General features: G+C 61.2%; 17 protein-coding genes. 14 read left to right on the top strand and 3 right to left on the bottom strand.

Annotation, left to right across the window (positions count from 1 at the left end):
- The first annotated feature begins 59 nt into the window (after positions 1-59).
- The 11 genes from CLH61_RS11680 to lipB all read left to right on the top strand — a co-directional run bounded on the left by CLH61_RS11680 (position 60) and on the right by lipB (position 10,199).
- A complete protein-coding gene (locus CLH61_RS11680) occupies positions 60-1,316 on the top strand; it encodes a glutamate-5-semialdehyde dehydrogenase (RefSeq protein WP_099614988.1) in 1,257 nt (418 codons plus the stop codon).
- Between the two features lie 6 nt (positions 1,317-1,322).
- A complete protein-coding gene (gene nadD / locus CLH61_RS11675) occupies positions 1,323-1,973 on the top strand; it encodes a nicotinate-nucleotide adenylyltransferase (RefSeq protein ID WP_099614906.1) in 651 nt (216 codons plus the stop codon).
- 111 nt (positions 1,974-2,084) lie between these two features.
- The gene (gene rsfS / locus CLH61_RS11670) at positions 2,085-2,435 is read left to right on the top strand and encodes a ribosome silencing factor (RefSeq protein ID WP_099614905.1); all 351 of its coding nucleotides are present in this window, start codon (positions 2,085-2,087) and stop codon (positions 2,433-2,435) included.
- Between the two features lie 2 nt (positions 2,436-2,437).
- Complete coding sequence (gene rlmH, locus CLH61_RS11665) at positions 2,438-2,908, top strand: 23S rRNA (pseudouridine(1915)-N(3))-methyltransferase RlmH (RefSeq protein ID WP_099614904.1); 471 nt, start codon at positions 2,438-2,440, stop codon at positions 2,906-2,908.
- Positions 2,909-2,917: 9 nt separating this feature from the next.
- Positions 2,918-4,810: a penicillin-binding protein 2 gene (gene mrdA, locus CLH61_RS11660; RefSeq protein ID WP_099614903.1), complete on the top strand. Its 1,893-nt coding sequence runs from the start codon at positions 2,918-2,920 to the stop codon at positions 4,808-4,810.
- A 68-nt stretch (positions 4,811-4,878) separates the two neighbouring features.
- Positions 4,879-5,952, top strand: coding sequence for a rod shape-determining protein RodA (gene rodA / locus CLH61_RS11655; protein ID WP_407657578.1), 1,074 nt, complete (start codon positions 4,879-4,881; stop codon positions 5,950-5,952).
- A gap of 118 nt (positions 5,953-6,070) precedes the next feature.
- Positions 6,071-7,090, top strand: coding sequence for a lytic murein transglycosylase B (gene mltB, locus CLH61_RS11650; RefSeq protein WP_228152624.1), 1,020 nt, complete (start codon positions 6,071-6,073; stop codon positions 7,088-7,090).
- Between the two features lie 63 nt (positions 7,091-7,153).
- Positions 7,154-7,993, top strand: a complete 840-nt coding sequence (locus CLH61_RS11645; protein ID WP_099614986.1) for a septal ring lytic transglycosylase RlpA family protein — start codon at positions 7,154-7,156, stop codon at positions 7,991-7,993.
- A 73-nt stretch (positions 7,994-8,066) separates the two neighbouring features.
- Positions 8,067-9,239: a D-alanyl-D-alanine carboxypeptidase family protein gene (locus tag CLH61_RS11640; protein ID WP_099614901.1), complete on the top strand. Its 1,173-nt coding sequence runs from the start codon at positions 8,067-8,069 to the stop codon at positions 9,237-9,239.
- A 30-nt stretch (positions 9,240-9,269) separates the two neighbouring features.
- Positions 9,270-9,539, top strand: a complete 270-nt coding sequence (locus tag CLH61_RS11635) for an HP0495 family protein (protein ID WP_099614900.1) — start codon at positions 9,270-9,272, stop codon at positions 9,537-9,539.
- Between the two features lie 3 nt (positions 9,540-9,542).
- Complete coding sequence (gene lipB / locus CLH61_RS11630) at positions 9,543-10,199, top strand: lipoyl(octanoyl) transferase LipB (RefSeq protein ID WP_099614899.1); 657 nt, start codon at positions 9,543-9,545, stop codon at positions 10,197-10,199.
- Here the strand turns inward: lipB and CLH61_RS11625 are convergent.
- Complete coding sequence (locus CLH61_RS11625; RefSeq protein WP_099614898.1) at positions 10,185-11,288, bottom strand: GGDEF domain-containing protein; 1,104 nt, start codon at positions 11,286-11,288, stop codon at positions 10,185-10,187. The genes lipB and CLH61_RS11625 overlap by 15 nt on opposite strands.
- Positions 11,289-11,624: 336 nt before the next feature.
- On the opposite strand from CLH61_RS11625, the gene CLH61_RS11620 reads away from it, so the two are divergent.
- Positions 11,625-13,025 (top strand): ABC1 kinase family protein, encoded by a 1,401-nt coding sequence (locus tag CLH61_RS11620; protein WP_099614897.1) that lies wholly within the window; start codon positions 11,625-11,627, stop codon positions 13,023-13,025.
- On the opposite strand, the gene CLH61_RS11615 is transcribed toward CLH61_RS11620, so the two are convergent.
- The gene (locus CLH61_RS11615) at positions 13,010-13,435 is read right to left on the bottom strand and encodes a YqaA family protein (RefSeq protein ID WP_099614896.1); all 426 of its coding nucleotides are present in this window, start codon (positions 13,433-13,435) and stop codon (positions 13,010-13,012) included. The two genes, CLH61_RS11620 and CLH61_RS11615, sit on opposite strands and share 16 nt — an antisense overlap.
- Positions 13,436-13,672: 237 nt before the next feature.
- Here CLH61_RS11615 and CLH61_RS11610 point away from each other — a divergent pair, with 237 nt between their 5' ends.
- The gene (locus tag CLH61_RS11610; protein ID WP_099614895.1) at positions 13,673-13,930 is read left to right on the top strand and encodes a GrxA family glutaredoxin; all 258 of its coding nucleotides are present in this window, start codon (positions 13,673-13,675) and stop codon (positions 13,928-13,930) included.
- Positions 13,931-14,038: 108 nt separating this feature from the next.
- On the opposite strand, the gene CLH61_RS11605 is transcribed toward CLH61_RS11610, so the two are convergent.
- Positions 14,039-15,301 carry a 6-phosphofructokinase gene (locus CLH61_RS11605; RefSeq protein ID WP_099614894.1) on the bottom strand — a complete coding sequence of 421 codons (1,263 nt, stop codon included), beginning with the start codon at positions 15,299-15,301 and terminating at the stop codon, positions 14,039-14,041.
- A gap of 178 nt (positions 15,302-15,479) precedes the next feature.
- Here CLH61_RS11605 and mpl point away from each other — a divergent pair, with 178 nt between their 5' ends.
- A complete protein-coding gene (mpl, locus tag CLH61_RS11600) occupies positions 15,480-16,880 on the top strand; it encodes a UDP-N-acetylmuramate:L-alanyl-gamma-D-glutamyl-meso-diaminopimelate ligase (protein WP_099614893.1) in 1,401 nt (466 codons plus the stop codon).
- The last annotated feature ends 6 nt before the right edge of the window (positions 16,881-16,886 follow it).

The following is a 16,886-nucleotide window of genomic DNA, read 5'->3' as shown; positions in this document are numbered from 1 at the left end:
GAAAGGTAAAGTAGGTGCCCGATTTGCTTATCACTGACGGTCTTCAGAAAGGTATTGAGATGGACATTGCAGCTTACATGGCGGAAGTGGGACAGCAGGCAAGGCAGGCGTCTGCCGTTGTGGCACGGTCGACTACAGCGGTTCGCAACCGGGCCCTGCTGGCCACGGCCGAGGCGCTGGATGCTGCCCGCGACGAGCTGGTTGCGGCTAATGCCCGCGATCTGGCGGCGGGCCGGGAAAACGGCCTGGATACCGCGATGCTGGACCGGCTGGAGCTGACGCCCGCCCGGATTGACGCCATGATTGAAGGGCTGCGCCAGGTGGCATCGCTGCCGGATCCGATTGGTGAAATCAGCGATATGCGTTACCGGCCGTCCGGCATCCAGGTTGGCAAGATGCGGGTTCCGCTGGGTGTCATCGGTATCATCTACGAATCACGGCCCAACGTGACTGTCGAGGCGGCCAGCCTGTGCCTGAAGGCCGGCAATGCGGCCATTCTGCGAGGTGGCTCCGAGTCCATCCACTCCAACCAGGCCATTGCCGGGTGTCTTGCCCGCGGCCTGGCCGAAGCGGGGCTGCCCGAGTCGGCGGTCCAGGTGGTAAAAACCACCGACCGGGCTGCGGTGGGTGAGCTGATCACCATGCCCCGTTACGTTGATGTTATTGTGCCCCGGGGTGGCAAGGGGCTGATCGAGCGTATCAGCCGGGATGCACGGGTGCCGGTTATCAAGCACCTCGATGGCATCTGCCACGTTTATGTCGACTCCCATGGCGATCCGGAGAAGGCGCTGCGGGTGGTGGTCAATGCCAAAACCCACCGATACGGCACCTGTAACACCATGGAAACCCTGCTGGTCGACCGCGAAATTGCCGATGACCTGCTGCCGTTGCTGGCCCGGGCGCTGATCGACAAAGGCGTCGAGCTGAGGGGGTGCGAACTGAGTTGCGCCATTGTTGCCGACATGGTTCCGGCTACCGAAGAGGACTGGCAAACGGAGTACCTGGCGCCAATCCTGGCGGTCCGGGTAGTTGATGGCCTGGATGCGGCGATCGAGCACATCAATCGCTACAGCTCGCAGCACACCGACAGCATCATCACCGAGAATTACACCCGCGCCCGCAGATTCATTACCGAGGTGGATTCCAGCTCGGTAATGGTGAACGCCTCAACCCGATTTGCCGATGGCTTCGAGTATGGTCTGGGGGCAGAAATCGGCATTTCCACCGACAAGATCCATGCCCGCGGGCCGGTCGGGCTGGAGGGGCTGACGTCCCAGAAGTACGTGGTGTTTGGCGACGGCCACATCCGGGACTGACCGGTTATGCACGTCATCTATGGCGGCACCTTTGACCCGGTTCACCACGGTCACCTGCGGCTGGCGGTTGAGCTGAAGGAACGGCTGGGGGTGTCGGGCATTGCCATGGTCCCCTGTCATATTCCGCCGCACCGTGAGGCGCCCGGCACCAGCAGTGCCCAGCGTCTCCGGCTGCTGGAACTCGCGGTGAGCGGTGAGCCCGGATTACACGTCGATGATCGCGAGGTCGTCCGGGGAGGCGCGTCCTTCACCGCCGATACCCTGCGCCAGCTGCGCGCCACCCTCGGTGAGCGGGAGCCGCTGGCCATGGTGGTGGGGACCGATGCCTTTGCGGGTTTCGACCGTTGGCGGGACTGGCAGGCAATCCCGGATCTCGCCCATATCATTGTGATAGACCGGCCCGGGCCCGGCTTGCCGCCCGACAGTGCGCCGGCTCGCCTGCTGGCCGAGCGCCGGGTGGCGTCGGTGGCTGAACTCCATCGCCGGCCAAGCGGCGGCTGCCTCTGGCTGGATCTGCCGTTGCTGGACATTTCGGCGACCGGAATACGCGAGCGGATCCGCACCGGGCGGTCGCCCCGCTACCTGTTGCCGGATGTGGTCTGGGAGGCCATTCGCCGGGACGGCCTGTACGGCGCCGGCCAGCCCCTGCGCCGTTGATGAATCGCTTGGAATGCTCCTGCCCTGAGCGGAACTTTTAATGCTACAATCCGGTCTGAACATGACTATTCGGGCCGCCCATCCGGCGGAGGCCCGCAAAACAGGGTAAATATGCAGGCAGAGCAACTGAAAGATCTGGTCGTTAAAGCACTGGACGATGTAAAAGCACAGGACATCAGCGTGATCGATGTGCGGGACCGGACAAGTGTGACCGATTACATGGTACTGGCCTCCGGTACCTCCAACCGCCACGTAAAATCCCTGGCTGACTCGGTGGTTACCGAAGCCCGGGATAACGGTGTCCGTACCGCCAGTGTTGAAGGCGGTAATGTCAGTGACTGGATCCTCGTTGATCTCGGTGACGTTGTGGTACACGTGATGATGCCTGCCACCCGCGAGTTCTACGATCTCGAGCGCTTCTGGCGCGATGCTCCGGACCTCGGTGCCGCGGGCAGCGAATAACCATGCGGTTACGTCTGATCTGTGTAGGGCAGAAGATGCCCGGCTGGGTCAGTCAGGGTTATGATGAGTATGCCCGCCGTATGCCGCCGGAGCTCCCCCTCGAACTGACCGAAATTCCCATGGCCCACCGCGGCAAGAATCCGGATATCCCCCGGCTGATGCAGCGCGAGGGCGAGGCCGTGCTGGCCGCTGCCGGTGCCAGGGATCGTGTCGTTGCGCTGGAAGTGGGTGGGCGGCCCTGGTCGACCGAGCAATTGGCGGAACAGCTTGAACGCTGGCAGCTTGATGGCCGGGATGTCAGTTTCCTGGTTGGCGGGCCCGATGGCCTGGCACCGGAATGTCGGGCGAGGGCAGATCAGCAATGGTCGCTTTCGCCACTGACCCTACCCCATCCGCTGGTGAGAATCCTGCTGGCAGAACAGCTTTACCGGGCCTGGTCGATTACCCGCAACCATCCGTATCACCGCGCGTAGGATCGCTGCATGCCCTGGGGAGAGCTGAAAGATACTGCTGCCGAGCGGCGCCTGTTCCAGCGCCGTACCGTAGTCATGCTGGCGGTGGTTACCGCCATGCTGGGGCTGCTGATTGCGCGGATGTACCAGCTCCAGATTGTCGAGCACGACATCTATAACACCCTCTCCGACAAGAACCGGGTGCAGGTACAATCCGTCGCGCCTACCCGGGGCCTGGTATATGACCGCAATGACCTGCTGATTGCGGAAAATCGCCCGGTATTCAGTGTGACCGTGGTGCCTGAGCGGGTTGATGACATGGAGCAGACCCTGGCCACGCTGCGGGACATGCTGGCCATTTCCGACGAGGACATGGAGCGGTTTCGCCGTCGCCTGCGGGAGCCGCGTCGACCATTCCAGGAAATGCCCCTCCTGTACGATCTTGACGAAACCGAAATTGCCCGCCTTGCGGTTCACCGCCACGAATTGCCCGGAGTGGAAGTGGCTGCCGAGCTGGTGCGCTACTATCCCTACGGTGAGCTGACCTCCCATGCCCTGGGCTTTGTCGGGCGGATTAACCGGGAAGAGCTGCAGCGGATCGACCCGGTCAACTACGCCGGGACCAACTACATCGGCAAGTCGGGTATCGAGCGGTTCTACGAGGAGTTGCTTCACGGCAAGGTGGGGTACCAACACGTGGAAACCAATGCTCGCGGCCGGACCTTGCGGGTTCTGGAGCGTGAAAATCCGATACCGGGGGAGGATATCCGCCTGCATCTGGACATTCGGCTGCAGAAACTGGCCCATGAACTGCTCGATGGCCGCCGGGGCGCCATTGTTGCCATAGAGCCGGGCAGCGGCGGCTTGCTGGCGCTGGCCAGTGTACCGGGTTTTGATGCCAACCAGTTTGTCACCGGAATCAGTGTGGCGGATTACCGGAATCTCAGTGAATCCCTGGACAAACCCCTGTTTAACCGCGCCCTGCGCGGCCAGTACCCCCCCGGGTCAACGATCAAGCCGATGATGGCGGTCGCGGCGCTGGACAGCGGAGTGACGGATCGCCAGCGCAAGGTCTGGGACCCCGGGTACTATCAGCTCAACGACAGTGGCCGCCGCTACCGGGACTGGAAGCGGGGTGGTCACGGCTGGGTCGACCTGATGGATGCCATGGCTGAATCCTGTGACATCTACTTCTATGATGCGGCGGTCCGGATGGGGGTGGATACCATGTACCAGTACCTTTCCCGGTTCGGCTTTGGTGAAGATGCCACCCTGGATGTCAAAGGTGCACTGAGTGGCCTGCTGCCCTCCCGGGAGTGGAAGCGGGGAGCCCGCAACGAACCCTGGTATCCCGGGGATTCGGTCAACATGGGCATCGGCCAGGGCTTTATGCTGGCGACGCCGCTGCAGCTGGCAACTGCGACGGCGCTGATTGCCAATCGTGGCCAGTGGGCGGAGCCACGTTTGTTGATGGATACCCTGGGTGACCATCCGGTGGAGGAGTTTTTGCCGCAGGAAAGCCACGAACCGCTGATTCTGAAGAACCAGGACGACTGGGAGTTTGTGGTGGACACGATGGCAGCCGTCATGCACGGACCCCGGGGAACAGCGCGGCGTGCCGCCACCGGCGCATCCTACCGGATGGCGGGCAAGACCGGCACCGCCCAGGTGTTCAGTCTTGCCCAGGATGAGGAGTACGACGCTGAGGAAATCCGGGAGCGGTTGCGGGATCACGCCTTGTTTGTCGGCTTCGCCCCGGTGGATGAGCCCCGGATTGCGGTGGCGGTAATCGTCGAGAACGGGGGCAGCGGCAGTGGCACTGCAGCTCCGGTCGCCCGTGCCCTGTTCGATGCCTGGTTGCTGGGCTTCCCCGAGGAAGGTGAAAAAGTGATTGTAGAAACTTCACCGGATGGAGGGGAGTAATGCCGGTACGTGACCTGGCCAGTAAATCCGCAGCCAGCTCCCTGACCCCGAACCGGGGTTTCTGGGGGATGCTCCACCTGGATCCGGTGCTGCTCCTTCTGCTGCTGATCCTGGTCGCAGGCGGGCTGTTTGTGCTCTATAGCGGGGCCGACCAGAACATCGCCGTGGTGAAGTCCCAGGGTGTCCGTCTGGCAATTGCCTTCGGAGTCATGCTGGCGTTTGCCCAGCTGGATCCGGCCGTCTATCGCCGCTGGGCACCGTGGCTGTATATTGCCGGCCTGGCTTCCCTGGTTGCGGTGCTGCTGGTGGGGGTTGGAGCCAAAGGCGCCCAGCGCTGGCTGGCTTTGCCGGGGCTGCCCCGGTTCCAGCCGTCGGAGATCATGAAACTGCTGGTGCCGATGATGGCGGCCTGGTATTTGTCGCGGCACTATCTGCCGCCCCGGATTCGCCATCTGCTGGTGGGCTTCGTGATTGTGCTGCTGCCCATGGGGCTCATCGTCCAGCAGCCGGATCTGGGAACGTCGCTGCTGGTCGGCTCGGCGGGACTGTTTGTCATTTTCTTCGCGGGTATCAGTTGGCGGCTGATTGGCGCGTTTGCGGTCCTGGTATCGGTGGCGGCGCCGTTGATGTGGTTCTTTGGCATGAGGGAATACCAGAAGCAGCGTGTGCTGACGTTGCTGGATCCCCAGAGTGACCCGCTGGGTGCGGGCTGGAATATCATCCAGTCGAAGACGGCTATCGGCTCTGGCGGCGTTGACGGCAAGGGTTGGCTGCAGGGGACCCAGTCGCACCTGGAGTTCCTGCCCGAGAGTCACACCGATTTCATCGTGGCGGTGCTGGCGGAGGAGTTCGGCTTTGTCGGTATATTGGTGCTGTTGGCGGTTTACCTGATGATCATCCTGCGCTGTCTCTACATCGCGGTAAGTGCCCAGGATTCCTTCAGCCGATTGGTCGCCGGCGCGCTGACCATGACCTTCTTCATCTACATTTTCGTCAACATCGGCATGGTCAGCGGCATCCTGCCAGTGGTCGGGGTGCCGTTGCCCCTGATCAGCTATGGTGGAACCTCGAGTGTGACGCTGCTGGCTGCGTTCGGGGTGCTGATGTCGATCCATACCCACCGGCGGATGATCTCGGCCTGATCCGGCTGTGTGCCGCAAAGGTGGACTCAGGTTAATGGTGGCGGCGCCAACCCCATGCTAAGGTGCCCCGGATTTCGGGCACAGAACTTTACCCACGGCACACAGGACACACGGGGACATGGCAGCACGGCGGAATAACCGGATCGGTCGCAAGGTGTGGGGACTCATGGTGATGCTTGCCACGGCAACCCTGAATGCAGCCGCTGCCGGTTATGAATCCTCGGCGGATGGTAAGGCATTTATCGGGGAGATGACGGATCGCTACGGTTTCGAAGCATCGCGGGTAACGGCCTTGCTGGCATCGGCCACCCGTCAGGACGCGATTCTTGAGGCAATCAGCCGACCGGCGGAAAAGTCCCTGGAATGGCACCAGTACCGCAAGATCTTTATCCGCCCGGAGCGTCTGGCACAGGGGCGCAAGTTCCTGGCAGAGTATCGGGAGGCGTTTGCCCGTGCGGAGGCAGAGTACGGCGTGCCGGCAAACATCGTTGCCGCCATCATCGGTGTCGAAACCTGGTACGGCAACTATACTGGCAAATATCGGGTCCTTGACGCCCTGGCAACACTGGCTTTTGACTACCCGCCGCGTAGCAGGTTTTTTCGCAGCGAACTGGTTCAGTATTTGCTGTTGACCCGGGAGCAGGGGCTGGACCCGGAAAGTCTGAAAGGCTCCTACGCCGGCGCCATGGGGTACGGCCAGTTTATCTCCAGCAGTTACCGGAACTATGCGGTCGACTTCGATGGCGATGGGCGGGTAGATATCCTGAACAGCCCGGTTGATGCCATTGGCAGTGTTGCCAATTACTTCCACCGCCATGACTGGCGTAGTGGTGAACCGGTCGCGGAGCGGATCGAAGACCGGTTGCCGGAGACGTCGCCTTTGCTGGGTGGGGAACTCCGGCCACGCCTGACGGTCAGAGCCTACCGCGATGCCGGCATAGCACCGGGGGCGGCGGTGCAGCCCGACGATCCGGCCCGGGCGGTCAGGGTCAGCGGGGAGCAAGGGCCGGAGCTTTGGCTGACGTATCATAATTTTTATGTTATTACCCGTTATAACCACAGCCATTTGTACGCTATGGCCGTGCATGAACTGGCGAGGCTACTGGACTCGTCAGCCGAATTGCCAGGGGAGTCTTGAAGCGGCGTGATAAGCTCAGCCTGTAACATCAAATTCGTCATCCTGCTGTTGCTGGGGGGAGTAATGCTGGCAGGTTGTGCCTCGGCACCACCTGAGCCGGACCATTCCTCCCGCTACACGATCACTCAGGATCGCGCCCCGTCCGGCCATTTTGATGTGTCCGGCCTGGCTGACGCGGTCCCCCGCTATGAACAGCCCCGTTCCGCCGGTAATAAGTCGCCCTATTCGGTGTGGGGTAAAACATACTCCGTGATGGCCAGTAATGAGGGCTATGTCGAGCGCGGCGTCGCCAGCTGGTATGGCGAGAAATTTCATGGTCACAAGACGTCCAACGGCGAAACCTTCGACATGTACACCATGTCTGCGGCCCACAAGAGCTTGCAGATCCCGGGTTATGCCCGGGTCACCAACCTCGACAACGGCCGTTCGGTGATTGTCCGGGTCAATGACCGCGGCCCGTTTCACGGCGACCGGTTGATTGACCTGTCCTACGCGGCAGCCAAGAAGCTGGGCTATCAGGGCAGGGGAACCGCGCGGGTGGAGGTGGCGGCCATCACCGTCCGGCCGGACGGCAGCATGATGCTTGCCGGCAAACCATTCACTCCCGGCACGGGGGGCGACTCTGCCGCCGTGGCAGACCGGCGTAGCCCGGTTGCCGGAAGCGAGGCGTTATTTGTGCAGCTCGGTTCGTTCAGCAGCCCTGACCCGGCTGAGATGCTGTCACACCAGGTGCGGAGCCAGATCTCCAGCCCTACCCGGGTCAGGTCCGTGGACACGGCATCCGGGCGTTATCATCGGGTACAGGTTGGCCCCTTCCGGGATGCCGACGAAGCCGAGCGTGCCCAGCGTCTCCTCGAAGCCCGTGGCTACAGTCAGACCCTGTTGCTGACGGACAGCCATTGAAGTCCTCCGCACCGCCCCCTATATCAGGGGGGTGGAACGATTCACGACGATTAACCAATAACTGAATGGACCCATGTTAAACAACCTCGTTATCCGCTCACTGATCGCTACCATCCTGGTCCTGCTGCTTCCGGTCTTTCCGGTATCCGCACAACAGCAGGCCGTGCTGATTCCCTCGCCGCCGCAGATTGCCGCAAGCTCCTATGTCCTGATGGATCCCAGAAGCGGGGCTGTCGTCATGGACAACAACAGTGCTGAACGGCTGCCACCAGCCAGTCTCACCAAGATGATGACCGCCTACATCGTCGAGCGGGAACTGCATGAGGGCCGGATAGCCATGTCCGACATGGTGCCGATCAGCGTGAAGGCATGGAAAACCGAGGGCTCGCGTACTTTTGTGCGTGAAGGAACCGAGGTCAGTGTCGAGACCCTGCTCAAGGGCGTCATCATTCAGTCCGGTAACGATGCCTCGGTGGCGCTGGCAGAGTTTATTGCCGGCAGTGAGGGTGCGTTTGTCGATATCATGAACCAGCAGGCCCAGCTGCTGGGCATGAAAGATACCCGTTTCGCCAATGCCACCGGCTTACCGGCGGAGGGCCATTATTCGACTGCTAACGACCTCGCGATCCTGGCACGGGCAATCATCAATGATTACCCGGAGAACTACCCGATCTACAAAGAAAAGCATTTTACCTACAACAATATCCGCCAGCCCAACCGGAACATGTTGCTGTGGCGCGACGACAGCGTTGATGGCCTGAAAACCGGCCATACCGAAGAGGCCGGCTATTGCCTGGTGGCATCCGCACAGCGCGATGATACCCGCTTTATTGCGGTGGTCATGGGGACCAGCAGCGAGTCTGCACGGGCCCAGGAAGTGCAGAAAATGCTGAACTACGGTTTCCGTTACTACGAATCACAGCGCTTGTTCAGTGCCGGTCAGGAACTGGTTAGCAGCCGGATCTGGGGTGGTCAGGCCGACCAGCTACCGGTAGGCGTCGTCGACGATGTCCATGTGACCATCCCCCGCGGGTCGCGCAACTCCCTGGAGTCCAGTGTCGACCTGGATAGCGTGATCAAGGCGCCGGTGGCACTGGGCGATGAGCTGGGGCGGGTCAAAGTGACCCTCGGCGACCGGGTGATTGTGGATCAGCCGGTACTTGCCTTGCAGGAAGTGCCCGAAGGCGGCCTGTTCAAGCGCCTGTGGGACAGCATCAAGCTGTTCTTTGTCCAGCTGTTTGAGTGAGGGCCGTTGTGCCCTCCGGAGAATTGACGAATGAGTGAACCCAAAGCCCCGAAAATCGAGTTTCCCTGCGACTATGTGATCAAGGTCATTGGTGATCACGCCCCGGACTTTACCGAGTTTGTGGTGGCGGTGGTGGAGCAGCATGCCCCGGGAATCTGCGAGTCCGACATTTCCATCAATGAGAGCCGGGGGGGGCGGTTCTGCTCGGTGCGGCTGAAAATTGTTGCTACCGGCGAGCCTCAGCTCAAGGCCCTGTTTGAAGACCTGAAGGCCAGCGGCCGCGTGCACATGGTGCTCTGACGCATGGCCGAGCTGGTGATCCGTAACCTGGGAATGCAGCCTTACCAGGAAACCTGGGAGGCCATGAAGGCCTTCACCGCGTCCCGGGACAAGGATACCCCGGACGAACTCTGGTGCCTGGAACACCCGCCGGTCTATACCCAGGGCCAGGCCGGCAAGGCGGAACACATCCTCGCGCCAGGTGATATTCCGGTTATCCAGGTTGATCGGGGCGGGCAGGTGACCTATCACGGCCCCGGCCAGCTGGTCGTCTACCTTATGGTCGATCTGCCCCGGGCCGGTGTCGGCGTAAGAACCATGGTGGATATCATCGAACAGGGCATTGTAACGGTGCTGGCCGAGCTGGGGGTCACCGCAGCGCCGCGGGCGGATGCTCCGGGGGTCTATGTGGACGGCGCGAAAATCGCATCACTGGGCCTGCGGGTGAAGCGGGGCTGCTCGTTTCATGGCCTGGCACTGAACGTCGCGATGGACATGGCGCCCTTCCTGCGGATCAATCCCTGTGGTTATGCCAACATGCCTATGTGTCAGGTGACGGACTTCGCCCCCGGGGTTAGCGTTGCGGACCTTGCCGAACGCCTTTCCGGCGCACTGGCAGCTTCTCTCAAGGGCGACCCGGTAATCCGGACTGACGGCTGGCAGGCATTAGCCGACAGCTGAACCCGGTCTAGCAGTGTCGTAGTTGCAGACCCGGTTGCGGCCCTGGCTCTTGGCGCAATACAGGGCTTCATCCGCCCGTTGCAGCATCCGGTCGACCGATTCATCCCCGCAGATTGTGGCTACCCCTGCCGAAATGGTGGCGCGGACCTGCTGGCCTTCGAAGGCAATGGCTTCCTCGGCAATTGCCTGGCGGATGCGCTCGGCGGTAATGAGCGCTTCGGCGTTGCCGGTCTCCGGCAGCACCACCAGATACTCCTCGCCACCCCAGCGCGACAAGGTGTCCATTTTGCGGCACTGCTGCCGGAGGGCCCTGGCGACCAGTTTGATCATCAGGTCGCCGGCCTGGTGGCCGTAGTTGTCATTGACGCTCTTGAACAGGTCGATATCCATCAGCAGGACCGAAAACGGACGCGAGTGGCGCAGGTAGCGCTGGTGCTCGGTGTCCAGCTGATGGTGGGCTTCACGCCGGTTGGCGAGCCCGGTGAGGGCGTCGTGCTTGGCGGCAAATTCGAAGTCTGCAGCCAGCCTTATCAGGCCGAGTTTACTGCGGCGTCTGCTCTGGTCAAGGATGTAGCAGGTCACCATCTCGAATCCCAGTGCCGCTACCATGGTCAGGCGAAAATTGGTGCTGTATGGCGTGTTGAACAGACTGTCGCCGATCGGGCTGAACAGCAGAATCAGTGCGCTCAGACCACCGCTGCAGGCAATGACGCCGATGCGGGCTTCACTGATATAGAAAATGATCGGCGGGAAGGCAAACAGCCACATGATGGCCGATCCGTCCTCCACGGCACTGACCGCCAGATAGGTGAACAGTACGGTGATCAGCACGATAAACCCCCGCCGTTGCAGCGTGGTGTTGCGGCTGACCTGATACCAGAGCGCATTGCTGGCGAGCAGGGCGCTGAAGGTGACCAGCACCGCAAAGATCAGGGCATCGCCTCGCAAGTGCGAGCGTATGGCAAAGAACACCAGCAGCGGAATGGCGGCCAGGCTGAGCCAGCCAATCAGTACCGGGACAGGGATTTCCCCTTTGACCCGGAACTGGGACAGCTCGGTATCCGGGGTCGTGTGCGGATCGTGGATCATCTCGATTGCCGTTATTGTTGTGATTGGGCCGTTATCGGTTCCGGTCGGCGCAGGCGATTGTTATCTTAGCGGTCTCGCACGCTGCCAACTGTGTAAAAACGTAAACGATGGCGTCATATCGGTGCGGTGGTCAGGACGCCCTGCTGCCTCCCCGTGGCCAGTCGTCAGCTAATCACGTCCGGAATTTGATACATTGGCCGTCGGGCCAGCCGGTCGGGGGCGGCTCAGTGAGGTGAGAGTTGCCGGACCACCGTATAATGGCGGGAACTGGCAGCGCCCCGCGTCGACAAGGTAGTCAGGCGCGGCAAGACATTTCCCAACGAGAGCAGGTTATTGATGGCTTCCAAGGGTCGCGGTAATTCGGTTTCGCGGATCAAAACCGGCAGTTTCGAGCGCCGGCTTACCCTCACCCGGGCCGGGTTGTTTGCCGGTACCCGCATGGCGTCACACATGGCGACTAACTGGCTAAGCAGCAAGGACAAGCGGGATGCCCGCCATCGAGCCATGCTGTCGAGCCAGGCGGAGTTCCTGGTGGAGGAGCTCGGCAAGCTCAAGGGCAGTGTGGTCAAGATCGGCCAGGTCATGGCGTTGTATGGCGAGCATTTCCTGCCGGAGGAGGTCACCGAAGCCCTGCATACCCTGGAAGACCAGACCACGTCGCTGGAGTGGCCGGCGATTGCGAGGGTGTTGCAGGAGGAGCTCGGCGCGGCAAGGCTGGCGGAACTGGAGGTGGACCCGGAGCCGATCGGCGCTGCGTCCCTGGGGCAGGTGCACCGGGCAAGACGCATCAGTGACGGTCTCGAACTGGTACTCAAGGTGCAGTATCCGGGAGTTGCCGATGCGGTGGACAGCGACCTCAACGCCGTTGCCCAGCTGCTTCGGATTGCCCGTCTGGTCTCCTTTGGCCCCGAGTTCAACGACTGGCTGGAGGAAGTCCGCGAGATGATGCACCGGGAGGTGGACTATCGCCTGGAGGCCCGGACTACCGAGAAATTCCGCAACCTGTTACGCGATGATGCCCGCTTCGTGGTGCCGCGGGTGCTTGGCGAGTATTCCACTGCCCACATCATTGCCTCCACCTTCGAGCACGGCCACTCGGTCAGTTCGGTTGCGGTCAGGGAGCTGCCCCTGGAGCGGCGCAGCGAACTTGGTCGTGCGGCCCTGGAGTTGTTCTTTCGGGAACTGTTTGACTGGGGGGAAATCCAGACCGATCCCAATTTTGGCAACTACCGGATCCGCATCGCGGGTGAGCCGGGCGAGGATGCACCCCGGGACCAGATCGTGTTGCTGGATTTCGGGGCTGTCCAGGCCTACCCGGACAGTTTTCTGACCCCGGTCATCCACATGATCCGGGCGTCCTACGAGCGCGATCTCGATGAGGTGATCGAAGGTGGCGTGCGGTTGCGGTTCATGAGCCGGGACTGGCCGGAAGACGTGCTCCACAAGTTCGGTGAAGTCTGTATGTCGGTGCTGGAACCACTGGCACCGGATCGTAGTCACTGGCCGGATTATGCCGTGAACCCCCGGGGCGAATACCGCTGGAAGCAGAGCGATCTGCCGTCCCGGGTTGCCCGCCAGGCAGCCCGCTCCGCGATCAGCCGGTACTTTCGGATTCCACCCAAGGAATTTGTCTTCCTCAATCGCAAGCTGATCGGGGTTTATACCTTCATCGCGGTACTCAACGCGGAGTTCAACGGCGAACCGCTGCTGCGACAATTCCTTTACGACGAGGCGTGAACCACCAGCCACAGCACGATGGCGTAGCGGATGCCCTTGCCGATCCCCACCAGAATCACAAAATTCAGCCAGGGTACGCGCATGATGCCGCCAATGAGGGTCAGCGCATCGCCGCCAACCGGCATCCAGCCAAGCAGCAGCGACCACTGGCCATAACGGTTGAAACGGATGCGGGCCTGCTCCAGTTGCTTGTCGGTCATCGGAAACCAGCGTTTGTGGCGGAAGCGATCCACCTGGCGGCCGATGATGCCGTTGACGACGGAACCGAGTGTGTTGCCGAGGGTAGCCCAGAACCACAGCCACCAGAGCGAGAAGCCCTGGGTCACCAGGCCGCCGAGCAGAACCTCGGAATAGGCGGGCAGCAGTGTGGCGGCCGCGAAAGCGGTCAGGAACAGGCTGAGGTAGGCCACGGGCTTCTCCGGAGGTGACGCTTTGCTGGCGGCTGTGGAATGTGCCGATTGAAGTGGATCTGGCGGCCCCCTACACTTGGCCCGGTGGTTGATCGGCGCCGGCTATCGATGTTATTCAAACCATTAAATTTCATGCAAGTCCGTTGTCTGTCACCATGCAGGCTGATTTCAGTCAATGCGATGGGGCCCCGTGTCGTTCCATCATGATTATCCGGTTCAGTTAGTTGGAGGTAGTTTATGGAGCGCGTCACGATATACGGCCGTTACTCATGCGGATTTTGTGTCGGAGCCAAGAATCTTTGCGAGCGGAAAGGGTTCGACTTCCAGTTCGTGGACATGATCGCCGAGGATATGACCAAGGCAGATATTGAAAAGATTATTGGCAAGCCGGTTATGACTGTACCGCAAATTCTGGTCGGTCAGCAGCATATCGGCGGCTACGATCAGTTCAGTGCCTGGGTCCGTGATCGTGAAACCGCCGGCGTGCAGGGCTAAGCGCTTCTCATTGCGGTGAGCGCCCGGGTTTGCTGAGCCCGCCCGGGCCAAAGCAAAACGCCCCCGGCCTTGCGGTCGGGGGCGTTTTTTCTGGTCGGTCCAGCGAATTTACAAGGTAAATTCGGTTTTCAGTTTCTTTTCGGTCAACTCGTTTTGCAGTCTGGCCACCTTTGGCAGGCCATCCTCGAACGGCGGGAAGCTTTCGCCCGCAATCAGCGGCTCCAGGTAGTCACGGCAATCCTGGGTGATGCCAAAGCCGTCATCACGGATGTAGTGAATGGGCATTTTCTTTTCCTGGTTGGCAACGTCGCTCAGTGGCGCTTCGCCAATGTGCCAGCGATAGGGCCGGGCCTGGTCGCGGACGATGATCGGCATCACGGCCTGCTTGCCACTCAGCGCCATTTCTACCGCGGCCTTACCCACGGCGTAGGCCTGCTCGACATCGGTGGCAGAGGCGATGTGGCGTGCAGCCCGCTGCAGGTAGTCGGCAACCGCCCAGTGATACTTGTAGCCCAGCGCCTGCTTGACCATGTTGGCGAGGGTAGGCGCAACGCCACCGAGTTGGGTATGGCCAAAGGCGTCCTTGTTGCCGGTATCGGCAAGGAAGCGGCCGTCCTCGTGCTGGGCACCTTCGGACGCGACAATCACACAGTAGCCGTAGTTCTTGACGCAGAAATCAACCCGCTCGAGGAAGGCCTCCCGGCGGAAGGGAATCTCCGGGAACAGGATGATGTGAGGTGGCTCCGCTTCGCTCTTGCTGGCGAGGCCGGCAGACGCCGCAATCCAGCCAGCATGACGGCCCATGACTTCGAGAATGAATACCTTGGTGGAGGATTCGCACATCGATTTGATGTCGAGACCGGCCTCCAGGGTAGAGGTGGCAATGTACTTGGCGACAGAGCCAAAGCCCGGACAGCAGTCGGTGAACGGCAGGTCGTTGTCGACGGTCTTGGGCACCCCGATGCAGGTAATCGGGTAGCCCATCTTGTCGGCAATCTGGGAAACCTTGTAGGCGGTGTCCTGGGAGTCGCCGCCCCCGTTGTAGAAGAAGTAGCCGATATCGTGGGCGCGGAAGACCTCGATCAGCCGTTCGTACTCGCGCTGGTTCTCGGAGATGTTCTTCAGCTTGTAACGGCAGGAGCCAAACGCACCGCCCGGCGTGTGAATGAGGGCCCGGATGGCCTCCTCCGACTCAAGGCTGGTGTCGATCAGTTCTTCCCGCAAGGCGCCGATGATGCCGTTACGGCCGGCGAAAACCTTGCCGATACGGTCGGGATGCTTCCTTGCGGTCTCAATTACGCCGCAGGCACTGGCGTTAATGACGGCGGTGACTCCGCCTGACTGGGCATAAAATGCGTTTCTGATGGCCATCTCGGCTCACGCCTCCTGGTGGTTCAACGAATGCCGCGAATGATACGCCAATCCCCGGCAATTTTCATGAGGGACATCCACAGCCCGGCTCTGCACTCATGTCGCCGAAAAATGGCCTTGACGGGTCACCACAGATACAGGAGGCTTGGCACCATTGAAATCAGCACACGGAGTTCAAATGCACGTTCATATCCTGGGTATCTGTGGCACCTTTATGGGCAGCCTGGCAGTGCTGGCACGGCAGTTGGGCCACACTGTCACCGGCTCTGATCACGGGGTCTACCCGCCCATGAGCACCCAGCTTGAAGCCCAGGGTATCAGCCTGATGGACGGCTATGATCCGGCCAATCTGGACCCTGCGCCAGACCTGGTACTGATTGGCAATGCCATGTCCCGGGGTAACCCGGAGGTGGAGGCGGTACTCAATCGCGGAATCGATTACATGTCCGGTCCCGAGTGGCTGGCCCGGGAGGTGCTCCGCAAGCGCTGGGTGCTCGCGGTGGCCGGCACCCACGGCAAGACCACGACCACCTCCATGCTGTTGTGGATCCTCGAGCAGGCCGGTTTTGATCCCGGATACCTGGTAGGTGGTGTCCCCCAGGACTTCCCGGTATCGGCGCGGCTTGGCAGCAGCGATTTCTTCGTGATTGAGGCGGATGAGTATGACAGCGCCTTCTTCGACAAGCGCTCCAAGTTCGTGCATTACCGGCCCCGGACGCTGATTCTCAATAATCTCGAGTATGATCACGCGGACATTTTTGCCAGCGTTGAGGACATCGAGCGCCAGTTCCACCATCTGGTGCGCACGGTACCCTCCAATGGCCTGATCGTCCGTCCGGTGCTGGACAGCCATCTGGACCGGGCCCTGGCGATGGGCTGCTGGAGCAGTGTGCAGGACACCTCGGTGGGCAGTGAATGTGCGACCGCCAGCGACTGGCGTGCCGAGTTGCTGGCCGAGGACGGCAGCCATTTCATGGTGGTCCATCACGAGCAGCCAGTGGCTACGGTGCGCTGGTCGCAAACCGGCCTGCATAATGTACGCAACGCCCTGGCTGCCATTGCGGCGGCTCGTCATGTCGGAGTCACCCCGGATCACGCCGTGGCGGCACTGTGCCGTTTTTCCGGCGTAAAGCGGCGGATGGAGTTGTTGGCAGAGGTTGGCGGTATTCGGGTCTATGACGATTTTGCCCATCACCCCACCGCGATCGCTACCACCCTGGAGGGGCTGCGCAACAAGGTGGGGGATGAGACGATCATTGCCCTCATCGAGCCGCGCTCCAATACCATGCAGCAAGGGGTGCACCAGCAGGCGTTGCTGCCGAGTTCGGCGGCCGCCGACCGGGTGGTCTGGGCCAATCTCGGCAATCTCGACTGGTTGTCGACGCTGATTGAAAACGATCGGCAGAACTCCGGGGGCCCCGGTCGTCATCGGCTGGAAACGTCGGTGGAAAGCCTGATTGAACGGGTCTTGGACGAGATTCCGCGGCCCTGCCATATTGTGATCATGAGCAACGGTGGATTTGGCGGTATTCATCAGAAACTGATTGCCGCCCTTGAACGTAGTTTCAGTGGACAATAATTCCAG

The organism is Marinobacter profundi (assembly GCF_002744715.1).
GTDB classification, from domain to species: domain Bacteria; phylum Pseudomonadota; class Gammaproteobacteria; order Pseudomonadales; family Oleiphilaceae; genus Marinobacter; species Marinobacter profundi.
This window is presented reverse-complemented; position numbering and strand designations above follow the sequence as displayed.